Genomic DNA, 26,592 nt, shown 5'->3' with positions numbered 1-26,592 from the left:
CCGTGGGTTGTCCCGTGGGGACGGGTTGGGTTGGTGCGGTGTTTCCGTTACGGCTCCACAACGGCATGGAGCCGGCTTGGGGGCCCCTGGAGGGGCGTGCCCTGGAGGGGCGGGAGGAACGGCAGCTGCGCGGGCCCCGCGGCCCGGTCGGCGGGGTCGCCGAGGGCGGCGGTGAGGGCGAGCAGGCAGCCGGCGGTTCCGGTGGCGAGGTCCATGGACAGCCGCATCATCTGGCTGCCGGGGTAGGCGAGTTCGCCCTGGTAGGACATGGCGTACCAGGACATGCCGCGGACCTGGGAGGCGAGGTGCTCCGCGGTGGCGCCGGGCGCGGTGGTGCGGGCGAGGTGCAGGACCATCCCCGCCCGGCCCTGGAACAGCCCGGGCTGCGCGTAGAAGCGCGAGCGGGCGGCGGTGAGGATGCCGTCGCGGGCCTCGGTGAAGTACGGGTCGGCGCCGGGGCGGTGGGCCAGGAAGTCGTCGAGGACGGCGCCGATGCCCGCGCTGCCGTCGCCGAGGTACGGCATGGTGCGCCAGCCCTCGTCGACTTCGAGGGTGCCGTTGTCCGTGCGGGTGCAGCGGGCGAGGTCGGCGCGGAGGGCCTGTTCGGCGAGGTCGAGGAGGGCGGGGGCGCCGGTGCGCTCGTACAGCCGGAGGAAGAGCAGGGCGGGGCCGGTGGCGCCGCGCATGAGGCCGGCGCGGCGGCGGGACGCGCCCTCGTCCTCGCCGGAGGATGCGGCGGCGAGCCGGTCCGCGAGGAGCTGGGCGGCCTCGACGGCCTGGTCGTGGAGCTGCTGTTCGCCGGTGGTGCGGGCGAGGTGGTCGAGGGCGAGGCCGACGCCGGCCAGGCCGCCGCGCAGGTCGGAGGTGAGGCGCTGCCACTGCTCCCCGAGCACGACCCCGGACAGGTCGAGGGCGCGCTGCCGGTGGCCGAGGCGGTCGAGGGTGCAGGCGACGCCGGCGAGGCCGTCGTAGAGGCCGAGGGGGGTGCCGGAGGGCACGGGATCGGTGTGCCGCAGCAGCCACTGCTCGCCCTCCTCGTAGCGCTCGGCACCGGCCTCGGCGAGGGCGTGCAGCACGCCGGCGGCGCCGTGTGCGAGGCCGAGGCCGCCGCCGTCGGAGAACGTGGCGATGTCGCCGGGGAAGAGGCGGTCGTCGCGCGCGGGCGTGGCGGAGGCGAGGATGGCGCGGATCATCGAGGCGCGGGCGCCGGGCCAGTCCTCGGCGGGGTCGGGGAGGGCCTGTGGCGTGCCGGCGCGGCCGGCGCCGGGGCCTATGGTGCGGTGCCGTGAGGGCTCGTCGGTGCGGGGCCGTGACGGCTCGTCCGCGGAGGAGCCCGCGCCGCCCCGGGCAGTGCCGCTTGCCGGGGCCTCGGCCCCGTCCCGCGTGATCTCGGCGACCGCTTCGTCCAGGAGCTCCCGCGGCACCGGGAACTGGCGGGCGATGACGTCGGCCAGGTGGGCGGCCTTGGCGCGGTCGATCACGAACAGCGTGGTGATCGGCAGGAACAGGGCGAGCCGCAGGCAGGCCAGGGCGTACCGGTCGACGTCCGTGCCGCGGCGGTCCGGCGGGGCGAAGAAGCCGGGGTGGGCGACGACCTGCCGGCCGTGCTCGGAGACGGGCGCCGCGGCCTCGAAGTCGATGAGGGTGACGGAGCGTTCGTCGGGGGCGACCATGATGTTGAACATGTGGAGGTCGTTGAAGACGACGCCCCGTGAGTGGACCTTCTCGACGGCTTCCTCGACGGCGCGGAGGATGCGCAGCGCCCAGGCGGTGTAGTCGGCCGTGGCCGTGGGGGACGGGTCCGCGGCGAGCAGCGGGTGGCGGTGGGCGAAGAAGGAGTTGAGGGGCTTGCCCTCGACGAAGTCCATGACGAGGAAGCGGTGGTCGCCGACGGTGAGCCAGTCACGCGGCTCGGGGGCGACGCCGAGGCCGGAGAGCCGCTCCAGGGCCTCCTTCTCGCGCTCCAGGCGGGCCACGGCGTCGGCCCCGTCGGCGGCGAGCCCGGCGTGCGGGCGGCCTTCCTTGAGGACGACCTTGCTGCCGTCGCGCGTGTCGGTGCCGGCGTAGACGCCGCCGCCGTTGGAGAAGTGCAGGGCCTTCTCGATGCGGTAGGGCAGGTCGGCGACGGTGGTGGCGTTGCGCGCGGCGAGGTGCGGTGCGAGGAAGGCGGGCAGCGTCACCCACGCCGGCACCTGGAAGGCCGGATTCCGGAGGTCGGGGACGAGCCGGCCCTCCCCGTCCTCCACGGCGGGCACGAGGCTGCCGCGCTCGTCGATGCAGAAGCGCCGGGCGAAGGCGCCGTAGCGGACGTAGAGCGGGCCTTCGTGCCAGCGCAGGTCGGTGAGGATGTACGGGCCGGGCCGGCCGCCGAGGATCCCGTGCAGGCCGGTCAGGGTGGCGTGCAGCTGCTCCTCGCCGTCGGGGTAGACGGTGACGAACTTGCCGCTGTGGCCGCGCTCCGCGTACTTGTTGTTGCGCAGGTGCAGCAGGTGCGGGCCGGGCACGAACTTGAAGGGGATGCCGCGGGCGACGCAGTAGTCCCAGACGTCGGCGGCGGTCTTCTCCGCGGTGTCGGCGGTCGCGGAGACGTGGATCTTCCAGCCCTGGAGGGGCTGCCCGGGGCGCGGGCCGCCGTCCTCCCCGGCGGGGAAGACGTGGAACCAGTCGCCGTGGCGGGCGGTGCCCCACCCGGTGGGAACGGGGCGGCGGGCGGTCTCGTACAGGCTCCCCCCTGAAGACCCATGAGCTCCTTGAGCCTCTTGAGCCCGTTGAGCTCCTTGAGTCCCCGGATCCCCTTGAGCGCCCTCGCCGCCCGCCCCCGGGACGGACAGGCGGTCCGGGGTCTCGTAGAAATGCCTGTCCGCCAGGCAGTAGACCTCGTACCGCGCGTCCATCGCTTCCCCCCTCGGCTGCGTTGCCTTGAGATTTCCACGCGGTGGGAGGACCGGCCAGTCACATGTGTCACCAAGGATGCGTGCGGAACGCATGAGTAACAACGCGTGTACGTGCGAACGGCGTTGCTGCGCACGCCCCCGCCTCACTCCTCCGGGGGAAACACGGCCTCCCCCGTGCCCAGGACGGTGATCGTGATCGCCTCCACGGGGCAGTTCTCCGCGGCCGCGAGCACGGGCGCGGACGCGTCCGTCTCCTCCGCGACCGGCCGCGAGCGCCGCCCCGCGCCGAGCGCGAAGGCTTCGGGGACGCTGCCGGCGCACATCCCCGAGCCCACGCACAGCCCCTGGTCGACTGCTACGCGCCAGCGTTCGTCAGCGGACACCGGTCACCCCTCTCGCCCCTCTCGCCCCTCTCGCCCCTCTCGCCCCTTTCACTCCTCATCACCCCTCATCACCCCTCCCCCGCCGGCAGGTGGATCGTCTTGTGCTCCAGGTACTCGGCGAAGCCCTCGGGGCCGAACTCCCGCCCCAGGCCGGAGTTCTTGTAGCCGCCGAAGGGGCCGAGCATGTCGAGGCCGAAGGTGTTGACGGAGTACGTGCCGGTGCGGACGCGGCGGGCGATGCCGATGCCGCGCTCCGCGTCGCGGGTCCACACGCTGCCGGAAAGCCCGTAGTCGGAGTCGTCGGCGATGCGCACGGCCTCCTCCTCGGTGTCGTAGGGCAGCAGGCAGATGACGGGGCCGAAGATCTCCTCCCGGGCGATGCGCATGTCGTTGGAGACGTCGCCGAAGAGGGTGGGCTCCACGTACCAGCCCTTGTCGCGGCCCGCCGGCCGGCCGCCGCCCGCCAGCACCTCGGCGCCCTCGCGCTGCCCGAGCGCGATGTACTCCAGCGAGCGGCGCCGCTGCCGCTCGGCGACCAGCGGGCCGACCTGGGTGGCGGGGTCGAGCGGGTCGCCGACGACGAGGGCGGAGGCGGCGGCCGCGAGGCGCTCGGCGAGTTCGGCGTAGTGGGAGCGGGGGGCGAGGATGCGCGTCTGGGCGACGCACGCCTGGCCGTTGTTCATCCAGGCCGTGGGGACGATGCCGGCGACGGCCGCCTCCAGGTCGGCGTCCGGCAGGACGATGGCCGCGGACTTGCCGCCGAGCTCCAGGGTGACGCGGGTGAGGTGGCGTGCCGCGACCTCCATGACGCGCTTGCCCGCCGCGACCGAGCCGGTGAAGGCCACCTTGTCGACGCCCGGGTGCCCGACCAGGTACTCGCTGACCTCCCGTTCCGCGGGCAGGATCGACAGCACTCCCTCCGGCAGGCCCGCCTCCGTGACGATCTCCGCCAGGAGGTACGCGTCCAGGGGCGTCTCCGGCGAGGGCTTGAGCACCACCGAGCAGCCGGTGAGCAGCGCGGGCGCGAGCTTGGCCGCGGTCACGAGCTGCGGGACGTTCCAGGGGACGACGGCCGCGACGACGCCGACGGGCTCGCGCCGCACCAGCAGCGGGCCGAGGGCGCCGGCCCGCCGCTCCTCGTAGGGCAGGTCGCGGGCGACGGCGATCGCGCAGTCCCAGACCATCATCGCGCCGAGGGCCTGCGCGAGGACGCTCCAGGAGTAGGGCGAGCCGTTCTGGGCGGAGACGACCCGGGCGATCTCCTCGTGCCGGGCGGCGATGCCGTCCTTGATGCGAGTGACGACTTCGATGCGCTCGGCCAGCGGCCGGTCGGCCCAGACGCCGGAGTCGAAGGCCGTACGGGCCGCGGCGACGGCCCGGTCGACGTCCTCGCGCGAGGCGTGCGGGACGCGGCCGATGACCTCCTCGGTGTGCGGGGAGACGACGTCGATGACGGCGCGGCCGGCCGGGTCGGCCATGACGCCGCCGATGAAGAGCTGCCCGTGCTCGATCAGCCCGTGACCGAGCGGCCCGTGCGCTTGCCCGGGCGTGGCCCCGCGCACGCCCTGGGGGGTGCCTCGGTTCACGTCCTGAGGAGTGGCCCGGGCCGGGTCCGGGTCCATGTGCTGAGCGGTGGCCTGGGGCGGGTCCTGGTTCAAGTCCTGGCTCATGTCCGGATGCCTCCCGCGCGTCCGCGGCGCCCTGCGCGCCGTATCTGACGCAGCATCAGACACTTAGCAGCTCGCGCGACGGCGGGCAACGGCCCGCAGGCACCGTAGGGCGGGGCCGCCGGACGGTTGATCTTCAGGCCGTCCGGCTAAAGTGTCCGTGACAACTTCATCCCGCCTCGGAACGGGGGAAGCCGGTGCAAATCCGGCGCTGACCCGCAACCGTGAGCACGGCCCGCCGCCCGGCGCCGCCGTACGAGCCGGACCACCCGGGCCAGGCGGCAGGCTTTCCGGAGCCGGTCGTGCCGCGTGGCGGTGCCGCCCGGTCCGCCGGCACCGCCGAGGTATGCGGAGCCGAGCCCGGTGCCACCGCGCGGAGCCCGCGGGGAGGCGGCCGTGCGCGGCCGGACGTCCCGTCCGCACACCCCGTCCGCCGGTCCCCGCAGTGACACCCACCGAGAGGCACGACGACCCCATGGCCCCCTCCCTCGCCGTCCACGCGCGCCGCGGCGCCGCGGTCCTGGCCGCTGCCGCCGTCCTGGGCGCGGCCGCGGCCCCCGCCGCCCTCGCCGACGGCTCCCCGTCCCCGGCACAGGGGCTCTACGGCACGGCGGACCCCAAGTTCGACGGCGTCTTCCGGCAGTCCCTGGCCCTCATGGCGCAGAGCGCCACGGGCGTCCTCCCGAACCGGCAGGCGGTCGACTGGCTCACGGGCCAGCAGTGCGCCGACGGCGGCTTCCCCGGCTACCGGGCGGACACGGGCAAGGCGTGCGACCCGAAGAAGGACGAGTTCACGGACGCGACCGCCGCGGCCGTGCAGGGCCTGGCCGCCGCCGGCGGGCGCGCGGACGCGGTCAGGAAGGGCCTGGACTGGCTCAAGGCGCACCGGAACGACAACGGCGGCTGGGGCTACCAGGCCGGCATCCCCAGCGACGCCAACTCCACCTCCATCGCCCTCGGCGCGTTCACCGCGGCCGGCCAGGACCCGGCCAAGGAGGCGGCCAAGGACGGCAAGAACCCCGTCGAGACGCTGCTGACCTTCCAGCTCGGCTGCGACGCGAAGGAGGGTGAGCGCGGCGCGTTCGCGTACCTGAAGGACGACAAGGGGCTGCGCGCCGACAACCTCGCCAGCGCCGCCGCCGCGCTCGCCACGCGCGGCAAGGGCTTCGTCGTCGAGCCCCTGAAGGAGGGCGCCGACCGGCCCGTCAAGGCGCTGGAGTGCTCCGGCGAGGACGACAAGTCCCGGCCGAAGGACGCCGCCGCGGCCGCCGAGGCCGTGGACGGCTACCTCGTGGCCGCCCTGGACAAGAACGGCGGCTATCTGCTGCCGTCCATGCCGGGCGCCCCCGCCAAGCCCGACCAGGGCAACACGGCCGACGCCGCTCTCGCGCTCGCCGCGGGCGGCCACCGCGCGGCCGCGGAGAAGCCCCTGAAGTGGCTGCAGTCCAAGGAGAGCGGCACCGCCGAGTGGGCCAAGGGCCAGCCCGGCCGGCTCGCCAAGCTGATCCTGGCCACGCGCGCCGCGGGCGGCAACCCGCACGACTTCGCGGGCACGGACCTCGTGGAGCAGCTGAACGCCACGGGCCCGGCGCCCCAGCAGCGGCCCACGGGCGGCATGGGCAAGGAGGACGAGAAGAAGGACGACGGCGTCACCGTCAACGTGTGGTGGATCGTCGGCGTCGGCCTGGCCTTCGGCGCCGGCATCGGCTTCCTGATCAGCGGCCGCAAGAAGAAGCAGCAGCTGTGACGCGCACGGCCGGGACGGGTGGCGCGGCGGCCATACGCGGGGCCGTCGCCGCGGCGGCCGGGCGCGGTGCCGCGGGCGTACGCGGTGCGCTCGCCCCCGCCGCTGCCCTCGCCGTCGCCCTTGTGGCCGCCCTCCTCGTCGCGCTGCTCGGCACCGCCCCGGCGTACGCCGCCGGCTACCGGTATTGGTCGTTCTGGCAGGGCTCCGGCGGGCAGTGGGCGTACGCGACGCAGGGGCCGGGCACCGCGCGGCCCGGCGACGGGGACGCGATCGGGTTCCGGTTCGCGGTCAGCGGGGACTCCTCCGACGCCGCGAAGCCGCGTGCCGCCGCCGGCTTCGGGGCGGTCTGCGACGGTACGCCCGCCAAGGACGGCACGAAGCGCGTCGCCGTCGTCCTCGACTTCGGCACGCCCGCGGACGCGCCCGCCGGCGAGACGCCGCCCGCGGCCCGCTCGGCCTGCGCCCAGCTGGGCGAGGACGCGACGGCGGGCGAGGCGCTGGCCGCGGTCGCGAAGCCGCTGCGGTACGACGCGGCGGCGCTGCTGTGCGCCATCGCCGGGTATCCGCGGACGGGCTGCGGCGAGCAGGTGGACGGAGCGAAGCAGGGCACGGGGAGCGCCGCGCCGAGCGGTCGGCCGAGCGCGGCCGGGGACAAGGGTTCCGGCGACGGCGGTCCGTCGGCCGGCCTGATCGGCGGCGTCGCCGCCGTGGTCGTCCTGGGCGCCGCGGCCTTCTGGCAGGCCCGCCGACGCCGCGGATGAGTGACGGGATGACGCCGCGGCGGCCCCGGCTCCGCGGCGGTGACGCACGCGGCGCCGCCCCTGCCGACGAGGCCTTCGGGGCCCCCGCCGCGCCCCTCACCGCGCGGGCCTCCGCCCTGCACGCGGGCGCCTGGTGGGTGTGGGCGCTCGGCCTGGCCACGGCCGCCTCCCGCACCACGAACATCCTGCTGCTCGGGCTGCTGGTCGCCGTCGCGGGGTACGTCGTGGCCGCGCGGCGCACGGACGCGCCGTGGGCCCGCTCGTACGGGGCGTTCCTCAAGCTCGGGCTCGCCGTGCTCGGCATCCGGCTGCTCTTCGCCGTCGTGCTGGGCTCCCCCGTCCCCGGCACGCACACGCTCGTCACCCTCCCGGAGATACCCCTGCCGGACTGGGCGCGGGGCGTGCGGATCGGCGGCCGGGTGACGGCCGAGGGGCTGCTCTTCGCCCTGGCCGACGGCATGAAACTGGCCACGCTGCTGGTGTGCGTGGGCGCGGCGAACGCGCTCGCCAACCCGGCGCGGCTGCTCAAGTCCCTGCCGGGCGCGCTGTACGAGGCGGGGGTCGCGGTCGTCGTCGCGATGACGTTCGCGCCGAACCTCGTCGCCGACGTGCAGCGGCTGCGCGCCGCCCGCCGCCTGCGCGGCCGCCCCGACCGCGGTCTCACCGCCCTGCTCCAGGTGGGACTGCCGGTGCTGGAGGGCGCCCTGGAGCGGTCCGTTGCCCTGGCGGCCTCGATGGACGCGCGCGGCTACGGCCGGACGGCCCGGGTGCCGCGCGCGGTCCGCCGCACGACGAGCGCCCTGACGCTGGGCGGCCTCATGGGCGTCTGCGCCGGCACGTACGGGCTGCTCGCCGACCAGGGCGCGGGCTACGGGCTGCCGGTGCTGCTCGCCGGCCTGGCCGCGGCCCTGGCAGGCCTGTGGCTGGGCGGCCGCCGCTCGGTCCGTACGCGTTACCGGCCGGACCGGTGGGACGTGCGGGCGTGGCTGGTGTCGGCCTCGGGCGTGGCCGTCGCCGCCCTGATGATCCGGGCCAGCTCCTACGCCCCGGCCGCCCTGCATCCCCCGGCAGTGCCGCTGACGGCACCGGACTTCCCGCTGTGGCCGGCGGCGTCGCTGCTGCTGGGCCTGCTGCCGGCGTTCGTGGCCCCGGCGGACACGGACCGCACCGCCCGCGCCGCCCGCCACGCCGAGCCCGAGGCGACGGGACCCCGCCGGACTGCCACCACCCCACCCCTGGCGGCCCACGACGCCGCCCCGGGAAACCGTGACCGGCCGGAACCAGGGCGTCTTCCTCCGCCGCGGCGGAGCGCGAGCCCCACCGGACTGCCCGGCGGTGCCGGACCCAGCGAGACCCCCACCCACCAGGAGCCCCAGTGATCCGCTTCGAGAACGTGTCCGTCACCTACGACGACACCGAAGCCCCCTCGCTCCGAGGCGTGGACCTCACCGTCCCCGAGGGCGAACTCTGCCTCCTCGTAGGCCCGTCCGGCGTGGGCAAGTCCACCCTCCTCGGCACCGTCAGCGGCCTCGTCCCGCACTTCACCGGCGGCACCCTGCACGGCCGCGTCACCGTGGCCGGCCGCGACACCCGCACCCACAAGCCGCGGGAGCTCGCCGACGTCGTCGGCACCGTGGGCCAGGACCCGCTCGCCCACTTCGTCACCGACACCGTCGAGGACGAGCTCGCGTACGGCATGGAGTCCCTCGGCATCGCCCCGCACGCGATGCGGCGCCGCGTCGAGGAGACCCTCGACCTGCTGGGCCTGGCGGCCCTCCGCGACCGCCCGATCGCCACCCTCTCCGGCGGGCAGCAGCAGCGCGTGGCGATCGGCTCCGTACTGACCACGCACCCGCAGGTGCTGGTCCTCGACGAACCGACGTCCGCCCTGGACCCGGGCGCGGCCGAAGAGGTGCTCGCCGTGCTGCAGCGCCTGGTCCACGACCTGGGCACGACGGTCCTGATGGCCGAGCACCGGCTGGAGCGGGTCGTGCAGTACGCCGACCGCGTCATCCTGCTGCCCGGCCCCGGCGCGGCCCCCGTCATGGGCGGGCCGGCCGAGGTCATGGCGGTGTCGCCGGTCCGGCCGCCCGTGGTGGACCTCGGCCGGCTGGCCGGCTGGTCGCCGGTCCCGCTGTCCGTACGGGACGCGCGCCGCCGGGCGGCACCGCTGCGGGAACGGCTGGCTCCGCTCGCCCCGCACGACGAGCCCGGCACCGGTTCCGCGGCGGGGACCCGCCCGCCGCTCCGTGCCGCGCTCCGTGCCCCCGGCTTCCTGCGCAGGGCCCGCCGCGCGGCGGACGGCGGCCCGGCCCCCGTGGCGCCCGCGGCCGTCACGGGCCTCGCCGTACGGCACGGCCGCCTGACCGCCCTGCGCAACGTGGACCTCTCCGTCCGAGCGGGAGAAATCATCGCCCTGATGGGCCGCAACGGCGCGGGCAAGTCGACCCTCCTGCGGACGCTCGTCGGCATGCACAAGCCGGCCACGGGCTCCGTCCGCGTGGGCGGCGCCACGCCGCACAGCACGTCCCCCGCGGAGCTGCTCCGGCACGTCGGCCTCGTACCGCAGGAGCCCCGCGACCTGCTCTACGCGGACACGGTCGCGGCCGAGTGCACGGCCGCCGACGGCGACGCGGACGCCGCGCCGGGCACCTGCCGCGCGCTGGTCTCCGGGCTCCTCCCGGACGTGCCCGGCACGACGCACCCGCGCGATCTGTCGGAGGGGCAGCGGCTCGCGCTCGCCCTCGCCGTGGTGCTGACGGCGCGCCCGCCGCTGATCCTCCTCGACGAGCCGACCCGCGGTCTCGACTACGCGGCCAAGCACCGCCTGGTGGAGGTCCTGCGCGGCCTGGCCGCCGAGGGGCACGCGATCGTCCTCGCGACGCACGACGTGGAGCTCGCGGCGGAGCTCGCGCACCGGGTCGTCGTCATCGCCGACGGCGAGGTCGTCGCGGACGGCCCGACGGCGGAGGTCGTCGTCTCGTCCCCGGCCTTCGCGCCGCAGGTGGCGAAGGTGCTGGCGCCGCAGCCGTGGCTGACGGTGGGGCAGGTGCGGGAGGCCATGGAAACCCTGGAAGCACCGGAAGCAGCAGGGGCCCCGGAAGCACCGGGGGCGGGATCGTGACGGGCGCTCGGGACCGCCAAGCGCGAGCGATCCGCCTCGGCCGCCGCTCGGTAGCGGCCCTGCTCCTCGTCTCCGCCGTCGGCGTGATGGCCTTCGGCTGGCCCCTGCTCGCCGGCTCCGCGTCCGGCCTCGCGCACTCCCAGGACGCGCCATGGCTGTTCGCGGCGCTGCTGCCCCTGCTCCTGGCGGTCGTGATCGCGGCCATCGCCGACGCGGGCCTGGACGCGAAGGCCATCGCGATGCTCGGCGTCCTGGCGGCGGCGGGCGCGGCCCTGCGGCCGCTGGGCGCGGGGACGGCCGGCATCGAGCCGATGTTCTTCCTGATGGTGCTGTCGGGCCGGGTCCTCGGGCCGGGCTTCGGTTTCGTGCTCGGCTCGGTGTCGATGTTCGCGTCGGCGCTGCTGACGGGCGGCGTCGGTCCCTGGATGCCGTTCCAGATGCTGGCGATGGGGTGGGTGTCCATGGGGGCGGGCCTGCTGCCCGGCGCGGACCGGCTGCGGGGCGCCCGCGAGGTGCTGATGCTCGCGGGCTACGGGGCGGTCGCGTCCCTCCTCTACGGGACGGTGATGAACCTCCAGGGCTGGCCCTACATCGGCTCGCTCGCCACGGGCGTCTCCTTCGTCCCGGGCGACCCGCTGTCCGAGAACCTGGGCCGCTTCGTCGCGTACTGCCTGGCGACGTCGCTGGGCTGGGACCTCCCGCGCGCGATCGTGACGGTCACCGGGACGCTCGCCCTCGGCCCCACGGTCCTGAAGGCACTGCGGCGCGCGACGCGGAGGGCGGCGTTCGACGCGCCGGTGACGTTCGGCGACCCTCCGGCGGGGCGGGCCGACCGGCCCGGCTCGGACGGATAAATTCGCCGGCCGGAGGATGTCGGAAGGCGCCGAACGGCTACGACTCCTTGGCAAGCCGCCCCGGGGCGGAGCCCGGCACAAGGAGCAAGGACATGAAGTACCTCTTGATCATGCAGGTCAACCAGGAGGTCCTGGAGGCCCTCTCGGACGACGAGCGGAAGCTCGTCATGGACGGCCACGGCGCGTTCATGAAGGCCGTCCAGGACTCGGGGGAGTTCATCCTCACCCAGGCGCTCGCCGACCCGGCGAACTCGGTCGTCGTCACCGGCACCGGCGGCGCGCCCGCCGTCACCGACGGGCCGTTCCTGGAGGCGAAGGAGTTCATGGGCGGCTTCTACCTGATCGACTGCGAGAGCAAGGAGCGCGCGGTCGAGATCGCCAAGCTGATCCCGGACACCCGGATCAAGGGCCTGTCGGTGGAGATCCGCCCGGTGATGTTCTCGGCCGGTGCCGACCTGTGAGCGGTCGTCCGTGAACGCCGGGATCGAGGACCTGCTGCGCGCTCTGGCGCCGCAGGTCCTCGGCACGCTCGTCCGCAGGCACGGGCAGTTCGAGGCCTGCGAGGACGCCGTCCAGGAGGCGCTGCTCGCGGCGTCCGTGCAGTGGCCGGAGCAGGGTGTGCCGGAGAGGCCCGCGGGCTGGCTGATCACGGTCGCCGGCCGCAGGCTGACCGACCAGTGGCGCAGCGAGGCGGCCCGCCGGGAGCGCGAACTGGCCGCCGGCAGGGAGCCGCCGCCGGGCGACGCCCCGTCCCGGGACGCCGACGACACGCTGCGCCTGCTGTACCTGTGCTGCCACCCGAAGCTGTCGGCGCCCTCGCAGGTGGCGCTGACGCTCCGGGCGGTCGGCGGCCTCACCACGGCCCAGATCGCGCACGCGTTCCTGGTGCCGGAGGCCACGATGGGCCGGCGGATCACCCGGGCGAAGCAGACGATCAAGGGCGCCGGTTTCCCGGACGGCCCGGAACGGCTGCCGGCGGTGCTGCAGGTGCTGTACCTGATCTTCAACGAGGGGTACGCCGCCACGTCCGGGCCCGACCTGCAACGGGTCGAGCTGACCGCGGAGGCCATCCGGCTCGCCCGTGAGGTGCACCGGCTGCTGCCGGACGACGGCGAGGCCGCCGGGCTGCTCGCGCTGATGCTGCTCACCGACGCCCGGCGGGGGACGCGCAGCGCGGACGGCGTGCTGGTGCCGCTCGCCGAGCAGGACCGCGGCCTCTGGGACCGCGCGCGGATCGAGGAGGGCGTCGCGCTGGTCACGGCCACCCTGCCGAAGGGGCCGGCCGGGCCGTACCTGTTGCAGGCCGCGATCGCCGCGATCCACGACGAGGCGCCGTCCACGGAGGAGACGGACTGGGCCGAGGTGCTGATCCTCTACAAGATCCTGGACCGGATCGCGCCGAACCCGGTGGTCACCCTCAACCGCGCGGTCGCGACCGCGATGGTGCACGGCCCGGCCGAGGGGCTGGCCCTGCTCGCCACGCTCGACGGCGACAAGCGGATCGCCGGGCACTACCGGCTGGACGCGGTCCGCGGGCACCTGCTCGACCTGGCCGGCGAGCCGGAGCGGGCCCGCGAGCACTACCGGCGGGCCGCGAAGCTGACGCCGAGCCTGCCGGAGCGGGAGTACTTGCTGCGCAAAGCCTCGCGGTGACGGCGTCGTCCGGGGCGCGGCCGCCGTCTAGTGCGCCGCGTCCCGGAGGTCCTTGCGCATCCACACCTCGGCGTACGGGTTCTCTTCCGGGGTGTTGTAGCGGGGTATGTGAGCGAACCCGTGCCGCGTGTACAGCGCGATGGCCTCCACGAGGTCCTTCCGGGTGTCCAGCACGATCCGCTCGGCGCCCCAGTCCCGGGCGGTGCGCTCGGCCGCGGCCAGCAGCGCGGGTGCGAGACCGGTCCCGCGCGCGGCGGGCCGCACGTACATCCGCTTCAGCTCGGCCGTACGGCGCCCCCGGTCGAACCACCGCACCCCCACGCACCCGGCCGCCTCGCCGCCCTGCCGGGCGACCAGCAGCACGCCCTCGGGCGGGTCGAGCGAGTCGCTCGGGTCCTCGGCGAGGTGCCCGGCGATCTCCTCCGGCGTGGTCGTACGGCCGTGGTTGAGCAGGTACCAGCGGTCGGCGACGTCGATCAGATACTCGCGCAACAGCTCCGCGGACTCGGCGGCGCCGACGGGCTGCGGGGCGATGGTCCATGCGGCGGGAAGCGGGGCGGTGCCGGTCATGGCGGCATGGTCGCACGGGGGGCTGCGCGGGCGCGTGGGAATTACCGGCCCTCCGGGAGGGGGTGGTCCAGCCGCCAGTGGTTGCGGAACCGGCTCAGGGCGTCGATCGCCGCGCCCGTCCGCTCCCCGGCCGCACACGCGGCCCGCCAGGCCGCCTCCAGCTCGCCACACCGGGCACAGCCCGCCCCGTGCGCGCCGTCACTGTTGGCCAGCACCCGGAACGCGGCCCGCTCGTCACTCATAGCCAGCCGCAGCGCCCCGACGGGCACCTCCCATTCACCCCCACCCCCAGGCGTACGCACCCGCACGCACGCCCCGCGATGCCCGATCACTTGGGCCACCCTGTCCTCCCGCGTGTCCACCACGTACGCGCCCACTCGATACGTCATCGTCCCCACCCCTAACTCATGCACTCATGTATATGAGTTATCCCATGGAGTAGCCCACCACCGGGCGCCGCAGTCAATTAGCTCACTCTTCAGGGTGACTGATCCGACATCAGCGGACGTACGGACGTGTCAGTCGCGAGCAGGGATCCGGTAGTCGAGCACGAACCGGTCCGCAGCCATGACCGTGTCGCAGACTTCCACCACGTTGCCCTCGCCGGTCACCGCGGAGCGGACGAGGTGGATCACCGGGGCGCCGGGGCTGAGCCGCAGCGCGGCCGTCTCCTGCTTGGTGGCCAACCGGGCCCGAACCGTCTCGACGTACTCGGCGAGGTGATGCCCGTGTTCCTCCAGCCGGGCGTAGATGCCGCCTCCGCCAGGGTTGTCTCTCAGCAGTTCGGGAACGGCCTCGGCTATCGACCAGGGCAGATACGACGTGGCTTCCTCGGTGGGCACTCCGTCGACGAAGTACCGGCGACGGCGCGCCAGAACCTTGCTCCCCTCGGCGACGCCCAGTCGTTCCGCAATGTCCTCCGGAGCATCCGTGGGCCCGACATAGAGCATGTGAACGCCGGGGGTATGCCCTGCCGCCTCGGTTTCGGCCAGGTAGGCAGCCTTGCCCGCCCTGCGGTGGGAGCGGCGGAAACGATCGGAGGATTTCCTTCTCACCGGGGGCAGGCTCCTCGTGTAGGAACCTCGTCCGTGGTGGGTCTCCACCAGCCCCGCCGTCCGCAGTTCGGCGATGGCCTTGCGTACCGTGCCCTGCGAGACGCCGTAGCGTCCCATCACCTCGGACTCACTGGGGAGCTTGACACCGGGAGCCAGTATGCCCGTGCGGATCTGATCGGCGAGATCGTCTGCGATTTGCAGATACCGCGGCTTGCCCGAGTGCCGAAGGGCCTCGCTACCCATGGCTCTCTGCCCTTCTATCCTCGTCCACATGAGTACGGCAGCCCAGTCTTGCAGGTCGGCACCGCTCCACTCCGTCTCGGTGGCGGGAGCCGTCGTGCGCGAGGACGGGCGCGTTCTCGCCATCCGGCGGGCCGACAACGGGCACTGGGAGCTGCCCGGCGGCGTCCTGGAGATCGCGGAGTCCCCGGAGGCCGGTGCACGCCGGGAGGTGCTGGAGGAAACGGGCATCGAGGTCGAGGTGCAGCGACTGACCGGCGTCTACAAGAACATGGCACGCGGCATCGTCGCGCTCGTCTTCCGCTGCGCTCCCGTCGGCGGCTGCGAACGCACCTCCGGCGAGTCCGTCGACGTCTCCTGGATGGCGCCGGAGGAGGTGACCGCGACGATGACGGAAGCGTACGCAGTACGGTTGCTGGACGCCCTCAGCGACGACACTCCGCACGTGCGGATCCACGACGGCCGGCGGCTGATACCGGCGTAGCCGGTCGTCCCGCGCCCCGGCCCTCCCACCGCACCACGACCGTAAAGCGCCCCGCTCTCCGTGCAGCCCGCACCGAAAACCCCACACTCAGGAGGAGGCGGCCATGACCTCAGGGTTCGGCCTGGTCGTTCGTTTCACGTTGCGGAGTCCCGATGCCGCCGAGGGCTTCGACGCACTGGTGTCCCGGACGCTGGAGGGAATCCGGCAGCACGAGCAGGGCACGGTCGTGTACGTGAACCACCGCGTCCCGGGCGAGCCGGACGTACGGCTCTTCTACGAGCTGTACGAGGACCGCGCCGCGTTCGACGCCCACGAACGGCAGCCGCACACCAGGCACTTCCTGGCGGAGCGCGAGAAGTTCGTGGCGAAGACCGAGGTGACCTTCCTGGACCGCCTCGACGGCACGGCGTAAATGCAGCCGGCCCGGCCGAGCGCGGCCCCGGAACGCTCCCGAGCCGCGCACCGGGGGCACCACCGGTCAGCCACCCCGCACCCGGCCCCCGTCACAGCCGCTGGATGATCGTCCCCGTTGCCTGCGCCCCGCCCGCGCACATCGTGATCAGGGCGAACTCCTTGTCCGAGCGTTCCAGTTCGTGGAGGGCGGTCGTGATGAGGCGGGCGCCCGTGGCGCCGACCGGGTGGCCGAGGGCTATCGCGCCGCCGTTGACGTTGATCTTCTGGAGGTCCTGGTCGAAGACCTGGGCCCAGGAGAGGACGACCGAGGCGAAGGCCTCGTTGATCTCCACCAGGTCGATGTCGCGCAGCGACATGCCCGCCTTGCCGAGGACGGCGCGCGTCGCGTCGATCGTGCCGTCGAGGTGGAAGTGCGGGTCGGCGCCGACGAGGGCCTGGGCGACGATGCGGGCCCGGGGGCGCAGTTTGAGCGCGCGGGCCATCCGCTTGGACGCCCACATCAGGGCGCACGCGCCGTCGGAGATCTGGGAGGAGTTGCCGGCGGTGTGGACGGCGCTCGGCATCACGGGCTTGAGCCCGCCGAGCGCTTCGGCGCTCGTGTCGCGTAACCCCTCGTCGCGGTCGACGAGCCGCCACATGCCCTGCCCGGCGTACTGCTCGTCCTCCGTGGTGGGCACCTGGACGGCGAAGGTCTCCCGCTTGAAGCGCTCCTCGGACCAGGCGCGGGCGGCCCGCTGCTGCGAGAGGAGGCCGAGTTCGTCCACGCGCTCGCGGGTCAGGCCGCGCTTGCGGGCGATGCGCTCGGCGGCCTCGAACTGGTTGGGCAGGTCGACGCTCCACTCGTCGGGGAACGGCTTGCCCGGCCCGTGCTTGGAGGCGCTGCCGAGCGGCACCCGGGACATCGCCTCCACCCCGCACGCGATGCCGACGTCGACGACACCGCCCGCGATCATGTTGGCGACGAGGTGGTTGGCCTGCTGCGAGGAGCCGCACTGGCAGTCGACGGTCGTGGCCGCGGTCTCGTAGGGCAGGCCCATGGCCAGCCAGGCGGTGCGCGCGGGGTTCATCGACTGCTCGCCGGCGTGGGTGACGGTGCCGCTGACGATCTGCTCGACGCAGTCCGGCTGGATTCCGGTGCGGGCGAGCACCTCCCGGTACGTCTCGCCCAGCAGGTAGGCGGGATGGAGGTTGGCGAGCGTGCCTCCCCGCTTGCCGATGGGGGTCCGTACGGCTTCGACGATGACGGGTTCCGCGGCCATGGGCTCGTCCTCTCGTGGCATCCGCTGGGCGTCCCGGCGCCCCCGGCAAAGAAGAACACGTTCTGGTTCCGCTCGTACCGCTCGCAGTCTTATGAGCGCTACCCGCGGTACGCAAGGGTCGCGCACGTGCTCGGCGCGCGACAGATGGCCTCGCGCCCTCCCTTGCCGCCCTCCGTGCGCCGTCACTACCTTCGAGGGCATCCCCTGAGCTGATGGCCCATCAGAAATGGAAGGGCCGGAACGGAGGGCCGATGCCCTGCCCCGCCCTGCCCGACGGCACCCCCATACCCGACGGCACCCCCTTACCCGACGGCTTCGACCTCACCGACCCCGACGTCTACCACCACCGAGTCCCCCTCCCCGAGTTCGCCGCCCTGCGCCGGACCGCGCCCGTGTGGTGGAACGCCCAGCCCCACGGCATCGCGGGCTTCGGCGACGACGGCTACTGGGCCGTGACCCGGCACGCGGACGTGAAGGAGGTCTCCACGCGGCCCGACCTCTACTCCGCCTCCCGCAACACCTCGATCATCCGCTTCAACGAGCACATCTCCCGCGACCAGATCGACGCCCAGCGGCTCATCATGCTCAACATGGACCCGCCCGAGCACACCCGCGTCCGCGCCATCGTGCAGCGCGGCTTCACCCCGCGCGCGATACGTTCCCTGGAGGCGGCCCTGCGCGAGCGCGCCGCCGCGATCGTCGCGGCCGCCCGGGAGCACGGCAGCGGCGACTTCGTCACCGACATCGCCTGCGAGCTGCCCCTCCAGGCGATCGCCGAGCTCATCGGCGTGCCGCAGGAGGACCGGGCCAGGATCTTCGACTGGTCCAACAAGATGATCGCCTACGACGACCCCGAGCTGGCCATCACGGAAGAGGTCGGCGCGCACTCCGCGGGCGAGCTCATCTCGTACGCGATGAACCTCGCCGCCGCGCGCAAGGAGTGCCCGGCGCGGGACATCGTCAGCCGGCTGGTCGCCGCCGAGGACGAGGGCAGCCTCGCCTCCGACGAGTTCGGCTTCTTCGTGCTGCTGCTGGCCGTCGCCGGCAACGAGACCACGCGCAACGCCATCAGCCACGGCATGCACGCCTTCCTCACCCACCCCGGTCAGTGGGAGCTCTACAAGCGCGAGCGCCCCGCGACCGCGGCGGAGGAGATCGTCCGCTGGGCGACGCCCGTGGTCTCCTTCCAGCGCACGGCCACCCGTGACACCGAACTCGGCGGCGCCCGCATCCGCGCAGGTCAGCGCGTAGGTCTCTTCTACGCCTCGGCCAACCACGACCCGGAGGTCTTCGCCGCCCCCGAGGTCTTCGACATCACCCGCGACCCCAATCCGCACCTCGGTTTCGGCGGCGGAGGACCGCACTTCTGCCTCGGCCGCTCGCTCGCCGCGCTGGAGATCGACCTCATCTTCAACGCCGTGGCCGACACCCTCCCGGACATCCGGCTCGTGGGCGAGCCGCGGCGGCTGAGGTCGGCGTGGCTGAACGGCATCAAGGAGATGAGGGTGCGGTACGCGTAGCCGCCGCCGGAAGCAGCCCCCGGGCGCGTTGACAGTTTCTGACTGAGCGTCAATTTCCTTTGTCCGTACGGGAATAGTCCGTACCGGGACCTTGTCCGCCGGCAGTCACGGACTTACTCTCGGGTACACCTTCCGGGCAGGCCCGTCACGCCGTACGCCCGTGACATCACCGGCCCCGTGCCCGCACGGAGGCCGCCCGTCCGGCAGCGCTCATCCGAGGCTCTCCGAGGGGACGATCAGCATGAAGGACGCTCAGGGCAGACCGGTCACGGGACGGGTCAGGTGGCGCAGGTTCGCCGTCCTGGCGGTGCCCGGGTTCGCGGCGACGGCGGCGCTGGCCGTGGCGCTCGCGCAAGGGGCCCTCGCGGCCTCGTTCGCCGTGTCGGGGCAGGAGTTCAAGGTCTCGGCCGACAGCCTGGAGGGCGACGGCTTCGCGCAGTACGGCAGTGTGGACACCAATGCGCGCGGTGACCTGCTGCCCGTGGCGGTCACCGCGATCAAGGAGGCCGAGCTGACGAAGCTCTGCCAGTCCGTGGTCACCCACCTGCCCGTCATCGGGGACATCTCGCTCAACCTGACGGCGGGCGGCAGCGGCACGCCGGTCCGCGCCAGCAACCTCTTCATCGACGCCACCCAGCTCGGCGGCGACGCCGAGTTCAAGAACGTCGAGATCGGCCGCGACGCCTCCACGCTCGACAAGGGGCCCGCGAACGCCCAGGGCCTGCAGGACCTCTTCGCCCAGCAGGCCGACCACATCAGCATGAAGAAGGTCCGGCAGGTCGCCTGGGCGACCAACGCGGGAACGTTCAAGCTGGCCGGGCTGCGGATGAACATCTCCAAGGGCAAGCAGGAGTGCTTCTGACGTGGCGGACGGCACCGGCCCGGCCGCCGGGCCCGCCGCCGCCCGTCCCCGCCCCCGGCGTCACCCGTGGACCGCGTGGCGCCGGTGGCGCAAGGCACGGCCCTTCTGGGGCGGCCTCGCCACCGTGCTCGCCGGGGCGGAGATCTCCGTCATCCCCCTCGCACCGCTGAAGATCATGGTCCACCAGGGGATCGCGGGCATCCCCTCGGTCCTGATGGGCCTGGTCATGGTGCTGATGGGGCTGAGCGCGTGGTTCGCACCGCAGTACCGGACCCTCGCCGGAGTGGTGACCGTCATGGTCGCGGCCGCGGCGCTGGTGATGTCCAACCTCGGCGGGTTCCTGTTCGGCACGATCCTCGGCGTGATCGGCGGGGGCATGGTCTTCGCCTGGCAGCCCCAAGAGCCGCGCGACGTTCCCCCCGCGCGACATGACGTAACCCCCCACGGGCCTCACCCCGCTCCCCCCGCGCACCCTCCGCACCCCCCGCACCTCCCACCCAAGGAGACCCGATGACCTTTCGCAGACTCCGCGCCCGCGCCGTCCTCGCCTGCGGCGCCGGGCTGGCCGCCACCGCCGCCCTCACCCTGACCGGCACGGCGGGCGCCCAGGCGGGCCCGGCGGCCGCGGCGGGCTCGACGACCGTCACCCCAGCCGGTCACTCCTTCGCGGCCACGCTCAACGGGAAGGCCACCTTCAAGGCCGGTTCGGTGACCGCCACGTGCACGGCCTCCAGCTCGCAGCCCTCGGACGACCCCGCCGCCAACCGCATACCGGAGGCGCCCGGCAACCAGAACCCCGCGGGCCCGGTCGTCAGCGGCATCAACGCGCCCACCTACTCGGGCTGCACCGCCAGCCTCCCGGGGGTGACCACCACCGTCACCACGTCCGGCGCGTGGCAGGTGTCCATGCAGAACGGGTCGCCCATCACCGCGACCCTCACCATCCCGCCCGGCGGCTTCGTCCTGAAGTCCGCCGGCCTGGCCAACTGCACCATCACCGCCGCACCGGCCGCGCCCGCGGACATCGTCGCGACCTACACCAACGGCTCCCCGTCCAAGCTCACCGTCACCGACGCCGCCGTCCCGGTCAAGGTCGAGGGCGGCTTCGGCTGCCCGACGAGCGCGACGTCGTCCGTGTTCAACGCCGTCTACGACGTCACGGACACGACCGACCCCGCCTCCCGGATCACGGTGAGCGAGTGAGCGAGCCGCTTCCGGCCGCCTGATCGCTCCCGGCCAGCGGATCGCTCTCGCCGCGCGCCGCCGGCACCTTCCCGAACGCCGGCCGCCCGGGACCGCTCAGCACGTACTGGATCGCGAAACCGGCCAGGACGACGAGGGCACCGCCGACCGCGTCGAGCACGTAGTGGTTGGCGGTGCCGACGATCACCGAGAACGTCAGCAGCGGATAGAGCATGCCGAGGCACTTCAGCCACCTCCGGGGCGCGACGACGGCGATCACGAACCCGCACCACAGCGACCAGCCGATGTGCAGCGACGGCATGGCCGCGTACTGGTTGGACAGCTCGGTGAGCGCCCCGAAGTCGGGGTTGGCGAGGTCCTGCGGGCCGTTGACGGTGTCGATGAAGCCGAGGCCGGGCATCAGCCGCGGCGGCGCCAGCGGGTAGGCCCAGAACCCGGCGAGCGCGATCAGCGTGGCCAGGGACAGCGCCGTGCGGGCCCAGCGGTAGAGGCCCGGGCGGCGCACGTAGAGGTAGACCAGCAGGGAGACCGGCACCAGGAAGTGGAAGGTGCCGTAGTAGTAGTTCATGCTGCCGGTGAGCCAGCCGATGCCCGCCACGAAGTGGTTGAAGGCGTGCTCGGCGTCGAGGTGCAGGAACCGCTCGGCGCCGAGGATCTGCCGGCCGTGGGCCTCGGCGAGGGACCGCTCGTCCGGGGCCTGGGCGCGGATGAACGAGTAGAACCAGTAGCCGACCCGTATCAGCATCAGCTCCAGCAGGACGTTCGGCCGGGTCAGCGGCCGCCGCCAGAAGCGGAAGAGCGGCACCCAGGAGAACCGGCCCGCCTGCGGCTCGGCCACCGGCGTCGGCTCGGGCCGCTCCCAGCCCTCCGCGGTACGGGGAAGGAACGGCACCACGCAGGCCGCGAGGAGCGCGGCGAGCAGCGGGGCGTTGTCGCCGAGGGGCCGCAGGACCGGGTTGTCCGGCATCAGCACGGTGCTGGTGAGGGTCATGACGAGCACGACGAGCACGGGCCACACCAGGCGGTCGGCGCGGCGCTTGCCGACGCGGCCGGCGACCGCGAGGAGGATCCACAGCTGCTGGTGCTGCCAGGCGGTCGGCGAGACGGCCACGGCGGTGCAGCCCGCGACGGCGGTCGCGAGCAGCGTCTGTCCGCCGCGGGCGTAGCGGGCGGCCCGGCGCAGGCCGAGCACGGTGACGGCGGCGGCCAGCAGGCCGTACAGCGTCAGCTCGGCCGGGCCGTGCAGGCCCGTGCGGAGGAGCAGGCCGTGCAGGGACTGGTTGGCGAGCCCGTCGGGGGCGTGGCCGAGGCCGGCGCCGGCGATGTGGTGCACCCAGTAGGTCCACGAGTCGCCCGGCATGACGAGCCAGGTCAGCGCCGAGCAGGCCGCGAAGGTGGAGCCCGTGGCGGCGGCCGCGCGGCGGCGGCCCGTCAGCCACTGCAGGACGGCGAAGAGCAGGACGGCGGGCTGCAGGGCGGCGGCGAGGCCGGTGAGGAGTCCGCTCGCCCGGCCGGAGCCCCGCGCGAGGCGGGGCGGGCAGTTGCCGAGGAGCACGAGGAGGACGGGGATGATGCTGGTCTGCCCGAGGGTGAACGCGTTCCGCACGGGCAGGGACAGCACCGTGAGGATCACGGCCACGGGGGCGGCGAGCAGCGCCGTGCGGCGCGGGACGGGTGCGGGGAGGGAGCGGGCGGCGACGAGTGCGAGGGCGACGGCCAGCAGGAGCGTGCCGAACGTCCAGACGATGCCGAGGCTGTGCTCGGCGGCCTTCGTCAGCGGTTTGAGCACGAGGCCCGCGAAGGGCGTGCCGGTGAACCCGTCCGTGTCGTAGAGCGAACCCCGCACGTGCAGGACACCGCCGGCACCGATCCAGTGCCCGAGGTCGGTGAACCGCCGTTCGGGCGGGAGGCGCAGCACCGCGGCGGCCTGACGGGCGGCCAGGAGCCCGGCGAGGAGCCACAGTATGCCCAGGGTGAGACCGGTCTTCGGCTCCTGCCGCGGCGGACTCCCCAGGCCGCCCCTCTGTGCGTTCGCCACGCCTCGCCGCACCTCCAGTTGCCCGGCTCGGTCACCCTCGTAGGCTCTTTGAGACCTTACTGAGTCCCGGAGAACAGACGCAGGTCACTCACCAGTCGCCTGGCCGCGTCGCAGGACTGTCCGAAAGACGACGGCGGGACGGCGGTGCGGCGAGGTGCCTCACTGAGGGAACGTCACAGGAGGCGATCCGTCACGGTCCCTGGCGCCGGTCGCGCCGGACTTCGTGGTCGCGCCGCGGCAGCTCGTCCCCGTCGTGCGGCTGTTCGGCGTCCGAGCCGCACAGCTCGGTGTTGAGCTCGTGGACGAGGGCGTCGAGGTCCGTGGGCCGGTCGGGGGTCCACCAGTCGCCGAGGAGTTCGGCGAGCGACTCCTCGCGGGCGCGGAAGAGGAGCTCCGCGAGGCGGCGGCCCTCGTCGGTGGGGACGAGGGGCAGGCCCTCGCGGCGGGCCAGGCCGCGGACCTCCAGCTGGATGGCGGCCTCGGTGACGGCGCGCAGGGGGACGTCGGCGCGCTCGGCGAGGAGGGACGGCTCGACGGAGCCGTAGCGGTTCATGCGCAGCAGCATCCAGCCGGCCGCGGGCCGCAGGTCGAGCCCCGCCCGCTCGATGATCACCTCGTAGATCCGCTTGCGGCCCTCGCGGCTGCCGAGGAGGGACAGGGCGCGGGCGACCTCGTCGTGCGAGGAGCGTTCGACGGGGTTGCTGGAGATGACCTCGCTCGTGTCGGGGGCGGTGACGCTGCCCCGCAGGGGCTCCTCCTTGAGCAGCCAGGCCAGGGCGAAGGCGACGAGTGCGGCGGGCACCGCGTAGAGGAAGACGTCGGTGATCGAATCGGAGTAGGCGGCGAGGACGCGCGCCCGCTCCCCCGGCGGCAGGGCGGTGACGGCGCGCGGGTCGGCCTGAAGGCGGCCCGCGCTGACGCCGGGCGGGAGCTTCGCGCCGGCGAGGGCGTCGGCGATGCGCGGCCCGAGCATGTTGGCGAAGATCGTGCCGAAGATGGAGACGCCGAAGGAGGCGCCGATGGAGCGGAAGAAGGTGGCTCCGGAGGTGGCGACGCCGAGGTCGCGGTAGGCGACGGCGTTCTGCACGATCAGCACGAGGACCTGCATGACGAGGCCGAGCCCGAAGCCGAAGACGAAGAAGTACGCGCTCATCTCGCCGGTGCTGCTGGCCGGGCCGAGCCGGTGCAGCAGGAGCAGGCCGACGGTCATGACGGCGGTGCCGGTGATGGGGAAGACCTTGTAGCGGCCGGTGCGGCTGACGATCTGGCCGGAGCCGGTCGAGGCGATGAGCAGGCCCGCCACCATCGGCAGCATGTGCACGCCGGACATCGTCGGCGAGACGCCGTGCACGACCTGCAGGAACGTCGGCAGGTACGTCATCGACCCGAACATCGCGAAGCCGACGACGAAGCCGATCACGGAGCAGAGGGTGAAGGTGCGGATGCGGAAGAGGCCGAGCGGCAGGACGGGCTCCGCGGCGCGCCGCTCCACCGTCACGAAGGGGACGAGCAGCACGACGCCCAGCACCCCGAGTCCGATGATCTTCCAGGACGCCCAGGGGTAGGTGACGCCGCCGAGCGAGGTCATCAGCACCAGGCAGACGGCGACGGCGGCGATCAGGGCGGTGCCGAGGTAGTCGATGCGGTGCGGGGTGCGGCGGGCCGGGATGTGCAGGACGGCGGCGATGGTGAAGAGGGCGACGACGCCGATGGGCAGGTTGATGTAGAAGACCCAGCGCCAGCTGAGGTGGTCCACGAACAGGCCGCCGAGGAGCGGGCCGAGCACGCTCGTCCCGCCGAAGACCGCGCCGAAGAGGCCCTGGTAGCGGCCGCGGTCCCGGGGCGGGACGATGTCGCCGACGATCGCCATCGACAGCACCATCAGGCCGCCGCCGCCGAGGCCCTGGACGGCGCGGAAGGCGATGAGCTCGCCCATGTTCTGGGCGATGCCGCACAGCACGGAGCCGAGCAGGAAGATGGCGATGGCCGTCTGGAAGAGCTTCTTGCGCCCGTACTGGTCGCCCAGCTTGCCCCACAGGGGGGTCGCGGCGGTGGAGGCGAGCATGTACGCGGTGACGACCCAGGAGAGGTGTTCCAGGCCGCCGAGGTCGCTGACGATCGTGGGCAGCGCCGTCGAGACGATCGTCTGGTCCAGGGCGGCGAGCAGCATGCCGAGGAGCAGCGCCCCGATCGCGACGAGGACGGTGCGCCGGGGCTGCCCCTCGCCGGGTACCGCCGGGGGGCCGGGCTCCGCGGCCACGGAGGGGCCCGGGGTGTCGTCCGCCATGGGCGCTCCTGGGTCTCCTGGGAGGCTCTTCGCTTCGTTCCTCAATCGTGGTCCCGATCGGCCCGTCCGGCCCGCCGGGGTAGGCCATTGGGCAGCCCCCGGGGCACCGCGGGCCCCCGCGTTGGCGTTCGGGGCCGCACTTTTTGTATCGTGAGGAAACAAAGTGGCTCCGCCCGTATTCCCTGACCGGCGGGCGGGGCCGCTTGTCTCTCTCCCGCGCGCCCTGGAGTCCGCCGATGCAGGCCAACGCCCCCGCCGCCACGACCACGCTGAGCGCCCGCGCCCTGCTGCTGGACATGGACGGCACCATCGTCAACTCCGACGCCGTCGTGGAGCGCTGCTGGCGCGGCTGGGCCGCCGAGCAGGGGCTCGACGGCGACGCGGTGATGAAGGTCGTCCACGGCCGCCAGGGCTACGCCACGATGGCCGTGCTGCTCCCGGACCGCCCGATGGAGCAGAACCACGCCGACAACCGCCGCATGCTCGCGGCCGAGACCGCCGACGTCGACGGCGTGGTGCCGGTCGCCGGCGCCCCCGCCTTCATGGCGGCCCTCGCCGCCCTCCCGCACGCCCTGGTCACCTCCGCGGACCGCGCCCTGTCCGAGGCCCGCATGGGCGCGGCGGGCCTGCCCATGCCGGAGGTCCGCGTGACCGCGGAGTCCGTCGGCGCGAGCAAGCCGGACCCGGAGGGCTTCCTCAAGGGCGCCGCCGCCCTGGGCTTCGGCCCCGCCGACTGCATCGTCTTCGAGGACTCCGAGGCGGGCATCGCCGCCGGCAGGGCGGCCGGCATGCGCGTCGTCGGCGTCGGCCCCCGCGCGGCCGCCCACGGCCCGGACGTGGCGGTGCCGGACCTGACGGCGGTACGCGTGGAGGCCTCGCCCTCCGGCGGGATCACGCTGCACATAGCCGGCCGGTAGGGCCGGGCGGCTAGCCCGCCACCGCCTCGTACAGGCTGAAGCCCGCCAGCCCCAGCATCACCACCGCCGCCACCTTCGTGATCAGCGCCAGCGGCACGTACCTCATCAGGGTGCGGCCGCCCACGATGCCCAGGGCCGCGACCGACCACAGGGCCAGGACCGCGCCCAGGCCCACCGAGAGCGGGTCGTCGTAGCGGGCGGCGAGGTTGGCCGTCATGATCTGGGTGAGGTCGCCGAACTCGGCGACGAGGATCAGCATGAAGCCCGCCCCGGAGACCTTCCAGAAGGACTGGTCCGCGGGCTTCCGCAGCTCCTCGTCGTCCTCGTCCTTCTTGAAGAGGAGCATGGCCGCGCCCGCGAGGAAGAGCAGGCCGACCACGCACTGCACGAGGCGGTGCGGCAGCAGCGTCAGGACGCTCCCGGCGGCGATGGCGAGCCCGACGTGCACGGCGAAGGCCGCGGCGACGCCGGCGAAGACGTAGCTCGCGCGGTAGCGGGTGCCGAGCATGAGGCCGGCCAGGGCGGTCTTGTCGGGCAGCTCGGCAAGGAAGACGACGCCGAAGACCAGGGCGGCGACGGTGATGCTGAACACGTGGTCAATTCCCTCAGTAGGTCGGGTGCTGCCGCACCGAGGGGACCTGGACGTTCCGCACGTTCTCA

General features: G+C 73.8%; 24 protein-coding genes and 1 riboswitch. Of the genes, 14 read left to right on the top strand and 10 right to left on the bottom strand.

Annotated elements, in window-relative coordinates; genetic code table 11:
* Nucleotides 1-47: 47 nt before the first annotated feature.
* From lanKC to ACFZCD_RS14345, 3 genes are all read right to left on the bottom strand, one after another.
* Nucleotides 48-2,894 carry a class III lanthionine synthetase LanKC gene (gene lanKC / locus ACFZCD_RS14355; protein WP_391830492.1) on the bottom strand — a complete coding sequence of 949 codons (2,847 nt, stop codon included), beginning with the start codon at nt 2,892-2,894 and terminating at the stop codon, nt 48-50.
* 143 nt (nt 2,895-3,037) lie between these two features.
* Nucleotides 3,038-3,217, bottom strand: coding sequence for a ferredoxin (locus ACFZCD_RS14350; protein WP_391831292.1), 180 nt, complete (start codon nt 3,215-3,217; stop codon nt 3,038-3,040).
* 128 nt (nt 3,218-3,345) lie between these two features.
* Nucleotides 3,346-4,755 (bottom strand): aldehyde dehydrogenase, encoded by a 1,410-nt coding sequence (locus tag ACFZCD_RS14345; RefSeq protein ID WP_391831290.1) that lies wholly within the window; start codon nt 4,753-4,755, stop codon nt 3,346-3,348.
* 338 nt (nt 4,756-5,093) lie between these two features.
* Nucleotides 5,094-5,236: riboswitch (cobalamin riboswitch) on the top strand.
* Between the two features lie 153 nt (nt 5,237-5,389).
* Between ACFZCD_RS14345 and ACFZCD_RS14340 the strand changes: the two genes are divergently transcribed.
* The 7 genes from ACFZCD_RS14340 (at nt 5,390) to ACFZCD_RS14310 (ending at nt 13,083) form a co-directional block, all read left to right on the top strand.
* Nucleotides 5,390-6,691 carry a prenyltransferase/squalene oxidase repeat-containing protein gene (locus ACFZCD_RS14340; RefSeq protein WP_391830490.1) on the top strand — a complete coding sequence of 434 codons (1,302 nt, stop codon included), beginning with the start codon at nt 5,390-5,392 and terminating at the stop codon, nt 6,689-6,691.
* Between the two features lie 122 nt (nt 6,692-6,813).
* On the top strand, nt 6,814-7,452 hold the full coding sequence (locus ACFZCD_RS14335; RefSeq protein ID WP_391831288.1) for an SCO2322 family protein: 639 nt from the start codon (nt 6,814-6,816) through the stop codon (nt 7,450-7,452).
* 8 nt (nt 7,453-7,460) lie between these two features.
* Nucleotides 7,461-8,831: an energy-coupling factor transporter transmembrane protein EcfT gene (locus tag ACFZCD_RS14330; protein WP_391830488.1), complete on the top strand. Its 1,371-nt coding sequence runs from the start codon at nt 7,461-7,463 to the stop codon at nt 8,829-8,831.
* Complete coding sequence (locus ACFZCD_RS14325; protein ID WP_391830486.1) at nt 8,828-10,576, top strand: ABC transporter ATP-binding protein; 1,749 nt, start codon at nt 8,828-8,830, stop codon at nt 10,574-10,576. Before ACFZCD_RS14330 ends, ACFZCD_RS14325 begins: the two co-directional genes overlap by 4 nt.
* Complete coding sequence (locus ACFZCD_RS14320) at nt 10,573-11,430, top strand: ECF transporter S component (RefSeq protein WP_391830484.1); 858 nt, start codon at nt 10,573-10,575, stop codon at nt 11,428-11,430. The genes ACFZCD_RS14325 and ACFZCD_RS14320 overlap by 4 nt, the downstream gene beginning before the upstream one ends.
* 92 nt (nt 11,431-11,522) lie before the next feature.
* Nucleotides 11,523-11,891 (top strand): YciI family protein, encoded by a 369-nt coding sequence (locus ACFZCD_RS14315; RefSeq protein WP_391830482.1) that lies wholly within the window; start codon nt 11,523-11,525, stop codon nt 11,889-11,891.
* 10 nt (nt 11,892-11,901) lie between these two features.
* A complete protein-coding gene (locus tag ACFZCD_RS14310) occupies nt 11,902-13,083 on the top strand; it encodes an RNA polymerase sigma factor (protein ID WP_391830480.1) in 1,182 nt (393 codons plus the stop codon).
* Between the two features lie 27 nt (nt 13,084-13,110).
* On the opposite strand, the gene ACFZCD_RS14305 is transcribed toward ACFZCD_RS14310, so the two are convergent.
* From ACFZCD_RS14305 to ACFZCD_RS14295, 3 genes are all read right to left on the bottom strand, one after another.
* Complete coding sequence (locus ACFZCD_RS14305; RefSeq protein ID WP_391830478.1) at nt 13,111-13,653, bottom strand: GNAT family N-acetyltransferase; 543 nt, start codon at nt 13,651-13,653, stop codon at nt 13,111-13,113.
* Between the two features lie 41 nt (nt 13,654-13,694).
* Entirely contained in the window at nt 13,695-14,042 is a 348-nt protein-coding gene (locus tag ACFZCD_RS14300; protein WP_391830476.1) for a hypothetical protein, read from the bottom strand.
* Between the two features lie 129 nt (nt 14,043-14,171).
* Nucleotides 14,172-14,951: a GntR family transcriptional regulator gene (locus tag ACFZCD_RS14295; protein ID WP_391830474.1), complete on the bottom strand. Its 780-nt coding sequence runs from the start codon at nt 14,949-14,951 to the stop codon at nt 14,172-14,174.
* Nucleotides 14,952-14,967: 16 nt separating this feature from the next.
* On the opposite strand from ACFZCD_RS14295, the gene ACFZCD_RS14290 reads away from it, so the two are divergent.
* Nucleotides 14,968-15,432, top strand: coding sequence for an NUDIX hydrolase (locus ACFZCD_RS14290; RefSeq protein WP_391831286.1), 465 nt, complete (start codon nt 14,968-14,970; stop codon nt 15,430-15,432).
* Between the two features lie 103 nt (nt 15,433-15,535).
* Nucleotides 15,536-15,844, top strand: coding sequence for a putative quinol monooxygenase (locus ACFZCD_RS14285; RefSeq protein WP_391830472.1), 309 nt, complete (start codon nt 15,536-15,538; stop codon nt 15,842-15,844).
* Nucleotides 15,845-15,935: 91 nt separating this feature from the next.
* Here ACFZCD_RS14285 and ACFZCD_RS14280 read toward each other — a convergent pair whose 3' ends face one another.
* Nucleotides 15,936-17,105, bottom strand: a complete 1,170-nt coding sequence (locus ACFZCD_RS14280) for a steroid 3-ketoacyl-CoA thiolase (protein WP_391830470.1) — start codon at nt 17,103-17,105, stop codon at nt 15,936-15,938.
* A gap of 251 nt (nt 17,106-17,356) precedes the next feature.
* On the opposite strand from ACFZCD_RS14280, the gene ACFZCD_RS14275 reads away from it, so the two are divergent.
* The 4 genes from ACFZCD_RS14275 (at nt 17,357) to ACFZCD_RS14260 (ending at nt 20,690) form a co-directional block, all read left to right on the top strand.
* On the top strand, nt 17,357-18,625 hold the full coding sequence (locus ACFZCD_RS14275; protein WP_391830468.1) for a cytochrome P450: 1,269 nt from the start codon (nt 17,357-17,359) through the stop codon (nt 18,623-18,625).
* Nucleotides 18,626-18,866: 241 nt separating this feature from the next.
* Entirely contained in the window at nt 18,867-19,487 is a 621-nt protein-coding gene (locus tag ACFZCD_RS14270) for a DUF6230 family protein (RefSeq protein ID WP_391830466.1), read from the top strand.
* 1 nt (nt 19,488) lies between these two features.
* A complete protein-coding gene (locus ACFZCD_RS14265) occupies nt 19,489-20,001 on the top strand; it encodes a DUF6114 domain-containing protein (RefSeq protein ID WP_391830464.1) in 513 nt (170 codons plus the stop codon).
* Nucleotides 19,998-20,690, top strand: coding sequence for a hypothetical protein (locus ACFZCD_RS14260; RefSeq protein ID WP_391830463.1), 693 nt, complete (start codon nt 19,998-20,000; stop codon nt 20,688-20,690). The genes ACFZCD_RS14265 and ACFZCD_RS14260 overlap by 4 nt, the downstream gene beginning before the upstream one ends.
* Here the strand turns inward: ACFZCD_RS14260 and ACFZCD_RS14255 are convergent.
* Complete coding sequence (locus ACFZCD_RS14255) at nt 20,674-22,728, bottom strand: bifunctional glycosyltransferase 87/phosphatase PAP2 family protein (protein WP_391830461.1); 2,055 nt, start codon at nt 22,726-22,728, stop codon at nt 20,674-20,676. The genes ACFZCD_RS14260 and ACFZCD_RS14255 overlap by 17 nt on opposite strands.
* A gap of 190 nt (nt 22,729-22,918) precedes the next feature.
* Nucleotides 22,919-25,015 (bottom strand): DHA2 family efflux MFS transporter permease subunit, encoded by a 2,097-nt coding sequence (locus tag ACFZCD_RS14250; protein WP_391830459.1) that lies wholly within the window; start codon nt 25,013-25,015, stop codon nt 22,919-22,921.
* Between the two features lie 236 nt (nt 25,016-25,251).
* Here ACFZCD_RS14250 and ACFZCD_RS14245 point away from each other — a divergent pair, with 236 nt between their 5' ends.
* Nucleotides 25,252-25,932, top strand: a complete 681-nt coding sequence (locus ACFZCD_RS14245; protein ID WP_391830457.1) for an HAD-IA family hydrolase — start codon at nt 25,252-25,254, stop codon at nt 25,930-25,932.
* A 10-nt stretch (nt 25,933-25,942) separates the two neighbouring features.
* Here ACFZCD_RS14245 and ACFZCD_RS14240 read toward each other — a convergent pair whose 3' ends face one another.
* The gene (locus ACFZCD_RS14240) at nt 25,943-26,524 is read right to left on the bottom strand and encodes a TMEM165/GDT1 family protein (protein WP_391830455.1); all 582 of its coding nucleotides are present in this window, start codon (nt 26,522-26,524) and stop codon (nt 25,943-25,945) included.
* Nucleotides 26,525-26,592 lie beyond the last annotated feature (68 nt).

It is taken from the genome of Streptomyces sp. NPDC008001, assembly GCF_042958085.1.
Taxonomy (GTDB): Bacteria; Actinomycetota; Actinomycetes; order Streptomycetales; family Streptomycetaceae; genus Streptomyces.
Note: the sequence above shows the minus strand (reverse complement) of the source record. Positions and strands in the feature narration are given on the sequence as shown.